Source organism: Actinosynnema sp. NPDC004786, assembly GCF_053601135.1.
The window spans coordinates 92,745-106,568 of sequence record NZ_JBSGBG010000030.1 but is presented as its reverse complement, the minus strand read 5'-3'; the positions used below and the strand labels follow the sequence as shown (position 1 = coordinate 106,568).

17 protein-coding genes are annotated in these 13,824 nt (G+C 71.9%); 11 read left to right on the top strand and 6 right to left on the bottom strand.

Features of this window, described 5'->3' with window-relative positions; all coding sequences use genetic code 11:
• Window positions 1-523 precede the first annotated feature (523 nt).
• The 10 genes from ACWEFJ_RS25215 to truA all read left to right on the top strand — a co-directional run bounded on the left by ACWEFJ_RS25215 (window position 524) and on the right by truA (window position 6,431).
• On the top strand, window positions 524-967 hold the full coding sequence (locus tag ACWEFJ_RS25215) for a DUF1707 SHOCT-like domain-containing protein (RefSeq protein ID WP_378090157.1): 444 nt from the start codon (window positions 524-526) through the stop codon (window positions 965-967).
• A 34-nt stretch (window positions 968-1,001) separates the two neighbouring features.
• A complete protein-coding gene (locus ACWEFJ_RS25210) occupies window positions 1,002-1,502 on the top strand; it encodes a DUF1707 SHOCT-like domain-containing protein (RefSeq protein ID WP_449715258.1) in 501 nt (166 codons plus the stop codon).
• A 163-nt stretch (window positions 1,503-1,665) separates the two neighbouring features.
• Window positions 1,666-1,887: a translation initiation factor IF-1 gene (gene infA, locus ACWEFJ_RS25205; RefSeq protein ID WP_005166804.1), complete on the top strand. Its 222-nt coding sequence runs from the start codon at window positions 1,666-1,668 to the stop codon at window positions 1,885-1,887.
• A gap of 53 nt (window positions 1,888-1,940) precedes the next feature.
• Window positions 1,941-2,054: a 50S ribosomal protein L36 gene (rpmJ, locus tag ACWEFJ_RS25200; protein WP_010148647.1), complete on the top strand. Its 114-nt coding sequence runs from the start codon at window positions 1,941-1,943 to the stop codon at window positions 2,052-2,054.
• 221 nt (window positions 2,055-2,275) lie between these two features.
• Window positions 2,276-2,656, top strand: coding sequence for a 30S ribosomal protein S13 (gene rpsM, locus ACWEFJ_RS25195; RefSeq protein WP_073885904.1), 381 nt, complete (start codon window positions 2,276-2,278; stop codon window positions 2,654-2,656).
• A 37-nt stretch (window positions 2,657-2,693) separates the two neighbouring features.
• On the top strand, window positions 2,694-3,101 hold the full coding sequence (gene rpsK / locus ACWEFJ_RS25190) for a 30S ribosomal protein S11 (protein ID WP_033428592.1): 408 nt from the start codon (window positions 2,694-2,696) through the stop codon (window positions 3,099-3,101).
• Between the two features lie 23 nt (window positions 3,102-3,124).
• A complete protein-coding gene (gene rpsD, locus ACWEFJ_RS25185) occupies window positions 3,125-3,730 on the top strand; it encodes a 30S ribosomal protein S4 (protein ID WP_053718426.1) in 606 nt (201 codons plus the stop codon).
• 160 nt (window positions 3,731-3,890) lie between these two features.
• Window positions 3,891-4,943: a DNA-directed RNA polymerase subunit alpha gene (locus ACWEFJ_RS25180; RefSeq protein ID WP_378090162.1), complete on the top strand. Its 1,053-nt coding sequence runs from the start codon at window positions 3,891-3,893 to the stop codon at window positions 4,941-4,943.
• Between the two features lie 58 nt (window positions 4,944-5,001).
• On the top strand, window positions 5,002-5,580 hold the full coding sequence (rplQ, locus tag ACWEFJ_RS25175) for a 50S ribosomal protein L17 (protein WP_378090164.1): 579 nt from the start codon (window positions 5,002-5,004) through the stop codon (window positions 5,578-5,580).
• 59 nt (window positions 5,581-5,639) lie between these two features.
• Entirely contained in the window at window positions 5,640-6,431 is a 792-nt protein-coding gene (gene truA, locus ACWEFJ_RS25170) for a tRNA pseudouridine(38-40) synthase TruA (protein ID WP_378090166.1), read from the top strand.
• Here the strand turns inward: truA and ACWEFJ_RS25165 are convergent.
• Entirely contained in the window at window positions 6,397-7,335 is a 939-nt protein-coding gene (locus ACWEFJ_RS25165) for a lysylphosphatidylglycerol synthase transmembrane domain-containing protein (protein WP_449715257.1), read from the bottom strand. The genes truA and ACWEFJ_RS25165 overlap by 35 nt on opposite strands.
• Window positions 7,332-8,069, bottom strand: coding sequence for a PIG-L deacetylase family protein (locus ACWEFJ_RS25160; protein ID WP_378090170.1), 738 nt, complete (start codon window positions 8,067-8,069; stop codon window positions 7,332-7,334). The genes ACWEFJ_RS25165 and ACWEFJ_RS25160 overlap by 4 nt, the downstream gene beginning before the upstream one ends.
• Before the next feature lie 50 nt (window positions 8,070-8,119).
• Between ACWEFJ_RS25160 and ACWEFJ_RS25155 the strand changes: the two genes are divergently transcribed.
• Window positions 8,120-9,187 (top strand): glycosyltransferase family 4 protein, encoded by a 1,068-nt coding sequence (locus ACWEFJ_RS25155; protein ID WP_449715256.1) that lies wholly within the window; start codon window positions 8,120-8,122, stop codon window positions 9,185-9,187.
• Window positions 9,188-9,190: 3 nt separating this feature from the next.
• Here ACWEFJ_RS25155 and ACWEFJ_RS25150 read toward each other — a convergent pair whose 3' ends face one another.
• From ACWEFJ_RS25150 to eccE, 4 genes are all read right to left on the bottom strand, one after another.
• Window positions 9,191-9,751, bottom strand: coding sequence for a Uma2 family endonuclease (locus ACWEFJ_RS25150; protein ID WP_378090174.1), 561 nt, complete (start codon window positions 9,749-9,751; stop codon window positions 9,191-9,193).
• Between the two features lie 191 nt (window positions 9,752-9,942).
• Window positions 9,943-11,505, bottom strand: a complete 1,563-nt coding sequence (locus tag ACWEFJ_RS25145; RefSeq protein WP_378090176.1) for a S8 family peptidase — start codon at window positions 11,503-11,505, stop codon at window positions 9,943-9,945.
• Window positions 11,506-11,750: 245 nt separating this feature from the next.
• Window positions 11,751-12,455 (bottom strand): hypothetical protein, encoded by a 705-nt coding sequence (locus ACWEFJ_RS25140; RefSeq protein ID WP_378090223.1) that lies wholly within the window; start codon window positions 12,453-12,455, stop codon window positions 11,751-11,753.
• Window positions 12,456-12,469: 14 nt separating this feature from the next.
• Window positions 12,470-13,765, bottom strand: coding sequence for a type VII secretion protein EccE (gene eccE, locus ACWEFJ_RS25135; RefSeq protein WP_378090178.1), 1,296 nt, complete (start codon window positions 13,763-13,765; stop codon window positions 12,470-12,472).
• Between the last annotated feature and the right edge of the window lie 59 nt (window positions 13,766-13,824).

The window sequence follows — 13,824 nt, the reverse complement described above, 5'->3', positions numbered from 1 at the left end:
TCCGGCCCATCGTGGCTGTGGGCACCGTCGGTGCCCCCTTGACACGCGCGGTTGGGCGTTGCCAGGTCGGCGGGATGACACGGCCCCCTCCTTTGGGATGAAGAGCCCTCGCACGACAAAGCGGCTCACCAGCCCCGTTACGCGGTGCGTGCCGGCCTTTCTCCACAAAGGGAGGGCTTCGTGTCATCCCGCCGACCTGGCGCAGCCCTACCGCACGTGTCAAGGGGGCGTTGTGCAGGTTTTGCCTGGTCGTGTGCCGATGTCGCCCCCTTGACGCGTGTGGTAGCCCTTCGGGAGGTCGGTGGGATGGCACGAAACCCGGACCCACAACCCAACGGGACATCCAGGCGGGGTTGTCCATCCTGCTGATCTGCCCGTCCGGCGAGGACGCTTGTGGTCTTTTCGCCACTACCCGCCGCCCAACTCGTCCCCAGTCACCCCCCACCCAGACCGGCCATTCGGGGGACCGCAACCGGGGGCTAACCCCCTTCCCCGACCGCCCCGACCCGGCCAGGATTGACGGGTGACCCAGCCTGTGCGCCCCGAGGACATGCGGGCCTCCGACGCCGAGCGCGAACTGGTCCAGCAGTCGCTGCACCGCGCCCACGCCGACGGCAGCCTCGACCTGGCCGAGTTCGACGCCAGGGTGGCACGAGCCTGGCAGGCCAAGACGAGGGGCGAACTGGCCGCCCTGACCGCGGACCTGCCGACCGTGCACCCCACGCCACCCGCCCAGGTCGCCGTCCCGACACCGAAGAAGACCGGCAACGGCCGCAAGGCGCTGAAGGTCCTCACGACGATCTGGCTGAGCATCAGCGTCCTCAACTTCGCCCTCTGGCTCCTCGTGAGCCTCCTCGGCGGCGACGGCCTGGTGCACCCGTGGTTCCTGTGGGTCGCCGTCCCACCGGGCGCGGTGCTCGGCGTCATCTGGGTCAGCACCAACGGCGACCGGAAGCCGAAGCCGTAACGCTGTTACCATCGACCGGCGAGGGGAGGCGCGCGTGCCGGAGTCCTTCATCCGAGCGAGTGACAACGACCGGGCGGCGGTCGCCGCGGAGCTGATCCGCGCCCACACCGAGGGCAGGCTCACCCTGACCGAGTTCGACGAGCGCACCCGCGCCGTCCACGAGGCCCGCACGTACGCCGACCTCGCCGCCCTCACCGCCGACCTGCCCATCGACCCGGTCACACCCACCGCACCCCCGACCGCCACCGCACCCCCGACCACCGTCACATCGACGACCACCGTCACACCGACGACCGTCACACCGACGACCGTCACACCGACGACCGCCACGCCCGCCGACCCGCGCCCGTCCCGCACCGTCGCCAAGGGCCTGACCACCGCCTGGGTCGCCGCGAGCACGGTCAACTTCCTCGTCTGGGGCGTCCTGAGCCTGGTCCTCGGCGAGGTCCTCTACCCGTGGTGGCTGTGGGTGGCGGTGCCCTGGGGAGCCCTGCTGCTGGCCGGCCGCCTGGGCCGATTTGGGCGTTCGAGCTGACGCGCGTACGATGGACAGGTGGCGCACACGTCGCGCCGGTTCCGTCATGCCCGGGAGTGCCGACTCCCGGACGGTGGCAGGGGTTCGCAAGGGCCTTGAGGAGTCGGGGTGTCGCGTGCCCGCACTCCGGAAGTAACACCCACCGTCACGAAACGCGGAGGACATGGGCAAGAAGGACGGGGCCATTGAGGTCGAGGGCCGCGTAGTCGAGCCGCTCCCCAACGCGATGTTCCGCGTCGAGTTGGAGAACGGTCACAAGGTCCTGGCACACATCAGCGGCAAGATGCGTCAGCACTACATCCGCATCCTCCCTGAGGACCGGGTTGTCGTGGAGCTCTCGCCCTACGACCTGTCCCGCGGGCGCATCGTCTACCGCTACAAGTGACCTCCGGCGCGCCCCAGCACGGGCGCACCGGCTGACGCAGGAGAAGCTCAGGCGTGAAGGTCCAGCCGAGCGTCAAGAAGATCTGCGACAAGTGCAAGGTGATCCGCCGCCACGGCCGGGTCATGGTGATCTGCGAGAACCTGCGCCACAAGCAGCGCCAGGGCTGAGCGGAGCACAGCCGGCACGAGTCGAGTCTTCCACGGACGCGACACCGAGTAAGCCTCTTCGCACCTGTCCCACCGGCACGACCGGTGGGGCACACCCCCGGACTCCAGGCCGGGGCCGGGACACCGGTCGTGAGAGCGACCGGAACTGACACAGCGAGTCAGTCCCGGGATCGGGCGAGGAGCAGACCTGGAGCGACACCACTGTTAGGAGCAAGCGCCGTATGGCACGACTCGCTGGCGTCGACCTCCCCCGCGAGAAGCGGTTGGAGATCGCGCTCACCTACATCTTCGGCATCGGTCGCACGCGCTCGAAGGAGCTGCTGACCGCCACCGAGATCTCCCCGGACATCCGGGTGAAGGACCTCGGCGACGACGACCTGGCGAAGCTGCGGGACTACATCGAGAACAACTTCAAGGTCGAGGGTGACCTCCGCCGCGAGGTTCAGGCCGACATCCGCCGGAAGATGGAAATCGGCTGCTACGAGGGGCTGCGCCACCGTCGCAACCTGCCCGTCCGCGGGCAGCGCACCAAGACGAACGCGCGCACTCGTAAGGGTCCGAAGAAGACCGTCGCCGGCAAGAAGAAGGCCGGGAAGAAGTAAGACCTCGCGTCTCTAGCCAGTAGGAGTTCACCCAGAAATGCCACCCAAGTCCCGCCAGGGCGCCGGGGTCAAGAAGGTCCGGCGCAAGGAGAAGAAGAACGTCTCGCACGGCCAGGCGCACATCAAGAGCACGTTCAACAACACCATCGTGTCCATCACGGACCCGATGGGGAACGTGATCAGCTGGGCGTCCGCCGGCCACGTCGGCTTCAAGGGCTCCCGCAAGTCCACGCCGTTCGCCGCGCAGATGGCCGCCGAGAACGCCGCCCGCAAGGCCGCCGAGCACGGCATGCGCAAGGTGGACGTGTTCGTGAAGGGTCCGGGCTCCGGCCGCGAGACCGCGATCCGTTCGCTGCAGGCCGCCGGTCTCGAGGTCGGCACCATCCAGGACGTGACCCCGCAGCCCCACAACGGCTGCCGCCCGCCCAAGCGGCGCCGGGTCTGAGGCACGGGGAGGAGTAAGACAACATGGCTCGCTACACCGGACCGGCCACTCGCATCTCGCGCCGTCTCAAGGTCGACCTCGTCGGCGGGGACCAGGCGTTCGAGCGTCGTCCTTACCCGCCTGGCCAGCACGGCCGCGGTCGGATCAAGGAGTCGGAGTACCTGCTCCAGCTCCAGGAGAAGCAGAAGGCCCGCTACACGTACGGCGTGCTGGAGAAGCAGTTCCGCCGCTACTACGAGGAAGCGGTCCGCCGCCCCGGCAAGACCGGTGAGAACCTGCTCCAGATCCTGGAGTCCCGGCTGGACAACGTCGTGTACCGCGCGGGTCTCGCGCGCACCCGCCGCCAGGCCCGCCAGCTGGTCAGCCACGGTCACTTCATCGTGAACGGCCAGAAGGTCAACATCCCGAGCTTCCGGGTGTCGAAGTTCGACATCATCGACGTGAAGCCGAAGTCGCTGCCCACGCTGCCCTTCGAGGCCGCGCGCGCTTCCTTCGGCGACCGGCCGATCCCGGCGTGGCTCCAGGTCGTGCAGTCCAACCTGCGCATCCTGGTGCACCAGCTCCCGGAGCGGGCGCAGATCGACACGCCCGTCACCGAGCAGCTCATCGTCGAGCTCTACTCGAAGTGATCCTCCCGGCGGGGCGGTCCGGGGGAGCGATCCCCGGGGCCGTCCCACCGGTCGGGTCCCGCGACGGCACGGAATGGTGTGCCGAACGCGTTCGCCGGTCTCCGCGACCGGTTCCCACGACGTCAAATAGCGGGCGTCGGGGTCAGAGAGGAAGAACCCAGTGCTGATTTCCCAGCGTCCCTCGCTCAGCGAGGAAGCGGTCAACGAGACCCGTTCCCGGTTCGTCATCGAGCCGCTGGAGCCGGGCTTCGGCTACACCCTCGGCAACTCCATCCGCCGCACCCTGCTGTCGTCCATCCCCGGCGCGGCCGTGACCAGCATCCGCATCGACGGCGTGCTGCACGAGTTCACGACCGTCCCCGGCGTGAAGGAGGACGTCACCGACATCATCCTCAACCTCAAGGAGCTGGTCGTCAGCTCCGAGGAGGACGAGCCGGTGACCATGTACCTGCGCAAGCAGGGGCCGGGCGCGGTGACCGCCGGCGACATCGTGCCCCCGGCCGGTGTCACCGTGCACAACCCCGACCTGCACATCGCCACCCTGAACGGCAAGGGCAAGCTGGAGATCGAGCTCGTGGTCGAGCGCGGTCGCGGCTACGTCCCCGCCGTGCAGAACAAGCAGGCCGGCGCCGAGATCGGCCGCATCCCCGTCGACTCGATCTACTCGCCCGTCATGAAGGTGACCTACAAGGTCGAGGCCACCCGTGTCGAGCAGCGGACCGACTTCGACAAGCTGATCCTCGACGTCGAGACCAAGCCGTCGATCACGCCGCGCGACGCCGTCGCGTCGGCCGGCAAGACGCTGGTCGAGCTGTTCGGCCTCGCCCGCGAGCTGAACGTCGACGCCGAGGGCATCGAGATCGGCCCCTCGCCCGCCGAGGCGGACACCATCGCGGCGTTCGCGATGCCGATCGAGGACCTGGACCTCACCGTCCGGTCCTACAACTGCCTCAAGCGCGAGGGCATCCACACCGTGGGCGAGCTGGTCTCGCGCAGCGAGGCGGACCTGCTGGACATCCGCAACTTCGGTGCCAAGTCGATCGACGAGGTCAAGATGAAGCTCGTCGGCCTCGGCCTCGCGCTGAAGGACAGCCCTCCCGGGTTCGACCCCTCGGCCGCCGCCTCCGACTACCCCACCGAGGGCTGGGGTGCGGACACCGCCGTGGACACCCACGACGACGGCCAGGACTACGCGGAGACCGAGCAGCTCTGAGGCCGCTGAGCGGCCGGGCCGGAGCAGAGGATCAGAAAGAAATCCGAGGAGCAATTCGATGCCCACCCCCACGAAGGGACCCCGTCTCGGGGGCTCGCCGGCCCATGAGCGGCTGATGCTGGCCAACCTGGCCACGTCCCTGTTCACCCACGGTCGGATCACGACCACCGAGGCCAAGGCGAAGCGGCTGCGCCCGTACGCCGAGAAGCTGATCAGCAAGGCGAAGGTCGGCGACCTGCACAACCGTCGCGAGATCCTCAAGGTCATCCGTGACAAGGACATCGTGCACAAGCTGTTCGCCGAGATCGGCCCGCAGTTCGCCGACCGCCCCGGTGGCTACACCCGCATCACCAAGACGCTGCCGCGCAAGGGCGACAACGCCCCCATGGCCGTGATCGAGCTGGTCGCGGAGAAGACCGTCACCTCCGAGGCGGAGCGCGCCCGCAAGACCAAGTTCGCCAAGGACGAGGCCCCGAAGGCGGTCGAGCCCGCGGAGACGAAGTCCGAGGACGTGCCGGACCAGGACGCCGAGGCGCCCGAGTCGGCGACCAAGGACGCGACGGAGGAGCCCGCCGAGGGCGCCGACGACGCTTCCGCGGAGGCCCCGAAGGCCGAGGACAAGAAGGACGAGTCCTGACGGACGCGCACTTCACCGACGAGCCCGTCGTTCCCGCTGGGGACGACGGGCTCGTTCGTGTGCGATTGGACCTGGGCTACGACGGCACGGGGTTCTCCGGGTGGGCCCGGCAGCCGGGCCGCCGCACGGTGTGCGGGGTGCTGGAGGACACCCTGTCGACGGTGCTGCGCGAGGACGTGCAGCTCACCGTGGCGGGCCGCACGGACGCGGGCGTGCACGCGTCGGGGCAGGTGGCGCACGCGGACCTGCCCGTGTCGGTGGACGTCGCGGGCCTGCCGAGGCGCCTGGCGCGGGCCCTGCCGGCCGACGTGCGGGTGTTCTCCGCGCGGGTCGTGCCCGCCGAGTTCGACGCGCGGTTCGCCGCGCTGCGCCGGCACTACGAGTACCGGGTCACCGACGCCCCGTTCGGTGCGCACCCGCTGCGCCGGCTGGACACGCTGGCCTGGCCGCGCCCGCTGGACCTCGACGCGTTGAACGAGGCGTCGCGGCTGCTGCTGGGCGAACGGGACTTCTGCGCGTTCTGCAAGCGGCGCGAGGGCGCGACCACGATCCGCGAGCTGCAACGCCTGGAGTGGGTGCGCGACGGCGACGTGCTGACCGCGCACGTGTCCGCCGACGCGTTCTGCCACTCGATGGTGCGCAGCCTGGTCGGCGCGCTGCTCGCGGTGGGCGAGGGCCGCAAGCCGGTGGGCTGGCCCGCGTCGCTGCTGTCGCTGACCGGGCGGTCGAGCGAGGTCGCGGTGGCGCCGGCGCACGGGTTGTCGCTGGTCCGGGTCGACTACCCGGCCGACGACGAGCTGGCCGCGCGGGCCGCGGTCACCCGGAACGTGCGTGCCGCGCCGACCACGTGAGCCAGACCGCGCCGCCCAGCGGGATCTCCACCAGGTACGTGTAGAACGCGAACAGCAGCACGCCCGCCACGGCGGGCGCGGCGGGCGTGCCCAGGCCGACCAGCAGCGCGATGGTGCCGTTCTCGCTGACGCCGAACCCGCCCGGTGTGATCACGACCAGCGTGAGCAGCCGGCTCACCGCGAACGCCGCGACGGTCGGCCCGAGCCCGAGGTGCACGCCCGCGGCGGCCAGGCACCACCACAGCAGGACGCCCTGGAGCAGCAGGTAGCCGAGCATGCCGAGGGTCATCCGCCGCCAGCTCTGCCGGATGACGTGCCCGGTCTGCCGGCGCAGCCGCAGCAGGAACCGGGTGGCGCGCCCGCCGAGGACCCTCCCCAGCCACCGCAGGCGCAGCAGCACCGCCACGGCCGCCGCCAGCGCGACGGCCGCCGCCACCGTCGCGGCCAGGACGCCGTCGCCCAGCACGACCGCGCCCTGCACGGCCAGCGCGAGCAGCGGCAGCGCCGTCCGTGACGCCGCGTTCCACAGGCCGGTGACGATCGCCGACGTGGTGATCGCCCGCGCCGAGTGGCCCCAGCTCGACGCCATCGCCGCGGTCACCGCCACCCCGACCGCGCCGCCGAACGGCAGCACGTTGCTGACCGCGCTGCCCGCCGCGTTCAGGCCGAACGCCTGGGTGTGCCGCAGGCCGGGCAGCGAGGCGGTCAGCACGAAGGTGTAGGCCCAGAGCCCGGCGAGCCACAGCGCCGTCAACCACAGCGCGGTGCCGACCCCGACGTCCCGCAGCCGCGCGCCGACGGCGGACCACGCCACCCCGCCCACCGCGGGCACGAGCGCCACCACCAGCCACGCCGCCAGCCCCAGTGACGCCAGCGACGCGAGGACGCGCGGCCACCGCCTCACCGGGCTCGCAATCGTTTGCGCTCGACGTACCACTCGGTGCCCAGGACGACGTCGAACACCGGCGGCGGGAGCTTGAGGAGGGCGGCGAGGGTGCGGGTCGACTCACCGCCGGTGGTCTGCGTGGCGTGCGCCGCCATGGCCGCCCGCTTCACGCGCGCGTACCGCCGGACGTCCACCGTGTGGGTGATCTCGTGGCGTGCGGTGTAGGCGTGCTCGAACGGGGCGAGGTCGAACCGGCGGACCAGGCGGGCCAGCCGCAGGCCGCGCAGCAGCCACGTCCGGTCGACCGTCGCCTCCCACACGCGGGGCGTGCCGGCGAGTTCGGCGGCCAGCGCGCCGACCCGGTGCACCTGGACGTGGTCGGGGTGGCCGTAGCCGCCGCGGGGGTCGTAGGTGGTCAGCAGGTCGGCGCGCTCCTCGTGCAGCAGCTCGGCCAGCCGCTCGGCGGCTTCGCCCACGTCGGCGCGGGCGAACCCCGGACCGCCCTCCAGCCCCGAGTCGGGGTAGCCGAGCAGTTCGACCCGGGCGCAGCCGAGGAGCCGTGCCGACGCGTGGGCCTCGCGGGTGCGGACCGCGCCGAGGTCGGATCTCCGGTCGCTCAGGCCCCGTTCGCCCGCGGTGGCGACGACCAGCACCACGCGGTGGCCCGCGCGGGCCAGGCGCGCCATCGTGCCGCCGGTCAGCAGCGCTTCGTCGTCGGGGTGGGCGTGGAAGAAGACGCACGTTCGGCTCACGGGTGCCAGAGTGTCAGTTGGTCCGTTCGGCGGCTTGACGGGAGGCGGAGTTGTCCACGATCCACGTCACCGATTGCTTCCTGCCCCGGCTGGGCGGGATCGAGGTCCAGGTCGCCGGGTTGGCCGCCGAGCAGGCGTCGGGCGGCGAGGACGTGCACGTGATCACCGCGACCAGGCTCGCGCGGCCCGGCGACGGCTACTCGGTGCACCCGGTCGCGGTGCGGCTGCCGTGGGAGCTGCCGGTGCACCCGCGGGCCGGGGCGCACCTCCACCGGCTGATCGGGTCGCTGTCGCCGTCGGTGGTCCACGTGCACGTGGGCGCGATCTCGCCGTTCGCGTGGGCGGGGGTGCGGTCGGCGGTGCGGCTGGGCCTGCCGACGGTGGTCGTGGTGCACAGCATGTGGGACCCGGTGGTGCGGTGGTGCTACCGGGTGCTGGACCGGCTGGGGTCGTGGAGCACGGCGCGGCTCGCGGTGGCGGCGGTGAGCCGGGCGGCGGCGGAGCGGGTGCGTGCCGCGGCGCCCGGGGTGGCGGTGGCGGTGGTGCCGAACGGGATCGCGCCGGAGCGGTGGCGGGGGCTCCCGGGGCGGCGGCGGGACGGGGCGGTGCACGTGGTGTCGGTGGGCCGGCTCGCGGCGCGCAAGGAGCCGATGGCCCTGCTGCGGGCGTTGCGGGCGGTGTCGGCGGACGTGCCGCTGCGGGCGACGCTGGCCGGGGCGGGGCCGGAGATGCCGGCGTTGCGGCGGTACGTGGAGCGGCACGGCCTGGGGTGGGTCGGCCTGCCCGGTCGGCTGGACCGCCGGCAGGTGGGTCGCCTGCTGGCCGACGCGGACGTGTTCGTGAACGCGGCGTCGCAGGAGGCGTTCGGGCTGGCGGCGCTGGAGGCACGCACGGCCGGGGTGCCGGTGGTCGCGCGGCCGGGGACCGGTGTGGCGGACTTCGTGCGCGACGGCGTGGAGGGGCTGCTGACCGACGACCTGGCCGCGGGGATCGCCCGCCTGGCGACCGACCGGGAGGAGCGGCTGAGGATCGCGGCGCACAACCGGGCGACCGTGCCGACCCACTGCACGTGGCCGCGCGTGCTGGAGGCGCTGCGATCGTGCGCGGCGCGGGTGTGAGGGTCAGAAGGTCAGGTCGGCCAAGTCCAGCGTGATCGGCACCGGCGCGGCGGTGATGGTCGCCGGGGTTCCCGCCTCCAGCACGTTCTCCGCGACGTACTCCTCGCCGGTGAGCCGGTGCGCCGTGAGCCGCCAACCGTGGAACTTGCTCGCCTGCTCGATCGTCCACAGGAACGGGACTCGGGCTTCGGCGTACGCGAGGGTCTTCGTCTCCCTCTCGGCCCGCTGGTTGCCGGGTGACCAGATCTCGACCGCCACGACGACGGCTTCCGGTGGGAAGATCACGCCGCTGGGCTGCTGGTTCAGGACCACGATGTCCGGGATCAGCCCGATGCGCCACGCCGAGGCGATCTTCACGTTCACCGCGGGGACGACGTAGAGGTCGGGGCGACCACCGGCGGCGAGGGCGACCTTGAGCGGGTGGATCAGGTTGCCGGCCACGTACTGGTGTTCGCCGGACGGCGCAGGAGTCACGTGAAGGTGTCCAAAGATCAGCTCGGTGCGTGACCCGTCCTCCGAAGGGGGCAGGTCCAGCCAGTGTTCGATCGTGTACGGGCCGATCATCGGACCCTTCCGCGGCTGGGGGTCTTCATGCAGAGCTGCGGACACTACGTCCACCTCCAGGATCGACACGATTATGACCCTGCCACAGTCCCACCGGGGCGATACCGACCCTGATCAGGTGAAACGCGGAGCGGCCCCTCACCGGCGGAAGTGGTGAGGGGCCGCTGCGCGGGGCCGGACCGGACGACCGGTTACAGGTCGAGGGTCCAGCTGTCGATGTAGCCGGTGTCCTGGCTGTACGCGTCGCGCACGCGCAGCTGCCAGGTGCCGTTGGCGTTCTCCGCCGACAGGTTCAGCGTGTACGTGGCGTCCACGTTGTCCGCGCTGTCGGTGCCGGACGTGACCTTGAGCTGCTTGACCACGCCGCTCGGCGTGATCAGGTCGATGGCCAGGTCACCGCGGTACGTGTGCTTGACGTGCACCTCGACGGTGGCCGCCGAACCGGCCTTGCCGCCGCAGTCGGTCACCGTGATCGGGCTGGACGCGGTGCCCAGGTCCGGCACGGCCACGTCGGTCGCGTTGGTCTTGGCCGGGCAGCCGCCGGGCGGCGGGGTGGAGTCGCCGACCAGGCGCAGCAGCTTGTTGGGCGACCCGGTGCCGGGGCTGCCGACCACGCCGTTCGTGGCGCCGTTGACCAGGGCGTCGCGCACCTGCTGCGGCGTGGCGGTGGGGTTGGCGGCCAGGTAGACCGCCGCCGCGCCGACCACGTGCGGGGTGGCCATGGACGTGCCGCTGATCGTGTTGGTGGCGGTGTCGTTGGTGTACCACGCGGAGGTGATCGAGGAGCCCGGCGCGAAGATGTCGAGGCAGGTGCCGACGTTGGAGAACGACGAGCGGGCGTCGGTGTTGGTCGTGGAGCCGACCGTGATCGCCTCCAGCGTGCGCGCCGGGGACGTGTTGCAGGCGTTGGCGCCGTTGTCGTTGCCCGCGGCGAGGCCGTAGGTCACGCCCGAGGCGATGGAGTTGCGCACGGCCTGGTCGACCGTGGCGTCCGCGCCGCCACCGAGGGACATGTTGGCCACGGCCGGCTTGACCGCGTTCGCGGTGACCCAGTCGATGCCCGCGATGACGCCCGCGTACGTGCCGGAGCCCGCGCAGTTCAGCACCCGGACGCCGACCAGCTTGGCCTTCTTGGCCACGCCGTGCTTCGTGCCCGCGACCGTGCCGGCGACGTGCGTGCCGTGGCCGTTGCAGTCGGTGGAGTCGTTGTCGTTGTCGACGGTGTCGCGGCCGCTCACGGCCCGGCCGCCGAAGTCGCTGTGCGAGAACCGGATGCCCGTGTCGATGATGTATGCGGTGACGCCCTCACCCTCGTTCGGGTAGGTGTAGGAGTTGTCCAGCGGCAGCGCGGCCTGGTCGATCCGGTCCAGGCCCCACGACGGGGTCGGCGTCTGCGTGGCGGAGATCCGGACCTCGCCGTCCTGCTGCACGTACGACACCGACGGGTCGGCGGCCAGCTTGCGGGCCTGCGCCTCGGTCATGGTCGCCGAGAAGCCGCGCAACGCGCTGGTGTACGTGTGCTTGACGTTCGCCTGGTACTTGGCGCTCAGCGCGCCGACGCCGCTGGTGCTCACGTCCTTGAGCACGACGATGTAGCTGTCCTTGACCGCGTTGGGCGCGTCGGCCCCGAGGATCCGGCCCTCCGCGGCGGTGGAGGTGAAGGTGGTCAGCGCGGCCGTGACCGCGAACGCCGTGCCCGTGGCCAGCCCGACACCGGCCAGCCGTCTCGTCCAGGACGTGCGAACGTCTCCCATGGCACTCCTCTTCGCAGGGTGGGTGCCCGGTCGCCGTGTCGCCCCCGCGACCGACCGGACACGGTGAGTTGTTCCTAGTTCGCCGCGCGGGTGGGGCGCAACGATTTGCGCGGAACAACCGACGAATGGCTCCTCCACAGTTTTATTCGTGCTGTGAATGGAATGCTGCGGAGAGTGACTGGACCGGGGCGAAAAAATATGCCCCCGGACGTCGTCCGAGGGCATGGCGCGGTGGGCGCGCGGCGTCAGTCGCCGCGCCGGACCGCTCCGAGGATCTGCTGCTCACCGGGGGTGGTGACGAGGCGCAGGGGCCGCCAGAGGTTCGTGCCGAGCGCGATCACCTGGTCGTCCTTGAGCGTGGTGAGCTGGTGCGCCATCTGCGGCGGCAGCCGCCAGATCTGGCTCGCCAACTGCGCCTGCCCGACCGGCAGCCGTTGCAGCAGCACGAGGTCCGCGGAATTCGCGGTCGTCGCCGCCTGGGGGTGCAAATAGGGCAGGACGTACATCGTGGTCTGCCACGGCGACCGCGGCGGGAACAGCTCCTGCGGCACGTGGCCGCCGTCGTGCACGACGAGCAGCGGGCTGTCCTCCGACGGCCGCGGCAGCTCGACCGGGCTGAGCCGGCGCAGCTGCACGAGCGGCGAGGGGCGGCCGTCCGGGCCCGCGCCGGCCGCGCGCACCACCGGCTGCCAGGCCGCCGGGCGGCCCGTCGCGATGGTGATCCACGCGCCCGTCGCCATCGCCCGCAACGCGATCTGCCGCGCCAGGTACAGCCCGCCGACCACGACCATGCGGGTCGGCGCGGACCGCAGCACGGAGATCGTCAGGGGCTCGCCCTGCAGACCCGAGCCGAGCACCATGCCGCCGCGGTCGCCGGACGGGCTCACCACGTCCAGCAGTTGCGGCGACACCAGGAACTCCGGCGCCACGCCCCGGCCCTGCGAGTCCATCAACCGGGAGTTGCTCACGCCACACCTCCGAGCGGCAGCGTCGCGGCCAGCCCGGCGACCTGCAGGCCGTTCAACGGGGTCAGCGTGATGTCGAGCTTGTCGGCCAACGCCTTGAGCCGGTCGTCGGCGCGGTCCAGTTCGGACGGCGTGCGCGCGCTCACCCGCACCATGCCGCGCAGCCCGACCTGGCCCTGCTCGCTGCTCGGCGAGATCGTCATGGACAGCGTCGAGGACAGCGCCCGCACGCCGGTCAGCGCGTTGAGGTTGTTGCGCATGCCCTTGGACGGCCAACTGGTGATCGCGTAGCTGGCGTGGCCGACGCCGCCCGCCGTCACCCCGGACCACTTCTCCCGCAACGACACCGCGTTGTTCGACCCGGCCACCGACGTCAGCTCGGCCGCCGAGATGCCCGCGCGGATCAGCTCGTCCGGGTCGAGCGGCCGGATCGACACCCCGGTCGACTCCAGCGCGTTGCGCACCCGGGACAGCGCGCCGATCAGCGCCCGGTGCGCGCCCACGACGCCGCCGCCGCGCTCCCGGATCGCCGCCGCGCACCGCCGCGGGTCCAGCCGCACCGCGATCCACGTGGTCCGGCGGGCGGCCGCGGGCAGCGGGCCCAGCACCTCCAGGTAGGAGTTGAGCGCGGGCGAGTTCACCGGCAGCGCCGCGCTGCCGGGGTAGCAGTGCCAGATGACCGAGATCGCGTCGAGGACCACGCCGCGGTCCTCCAGCGTCGGCGCGAGCGCGCCCAGCGGCAGCGACGGCGCGCTGCCCACCGCGGTGATCAGGCCCGGGGCCGGGTCGACCAGCAGCACGGCGGTCCACGCGCCCTGGTGCCACGCCATGCCCAGCGGGCGGCGCTCGTGGTCGACGCCGCGCGCCACCACCAGGTCCGGCACCGCGAGGCGCAGCAGCGCCACCCGCGGGTCGTCCGGGCCGATGACCGAGGACTCCTCCTCCGACGGCGGCTTCATCTCCACCGGGCCGGTGCGCTTGGCGGTGCGGCTGTGCGAGCGGAAGCTGTAGCGGGCCACCAGGACGATCCACTGGGTCAGCCAGCGGCCGCGGGACTTGGCGAACGCCAGGACGAGCGCGATCAGCACGATGCCGCCCGCGACGTACATCGGCACCGGCTCCACGCCGTCGCCGGTGGCGCCGATCGCCAGCAGGACCAGGCCGACGGCGACGCCGACCTCGAGGACAACCAGGTTGGCGACCGGCAGCGCGCCCAGGCTCGCGCCTGCGGTGCGGCGACGCGCCCGGAGCAGCGCGGCGCGGACGGCGCCGCCCGCCGCCTGCGCGCGTGCCATGGCGGGGTTGGGTTGGCCCGGATGTGGGGAGCTCACGGACATCCGCTCTGGTTCTCTTT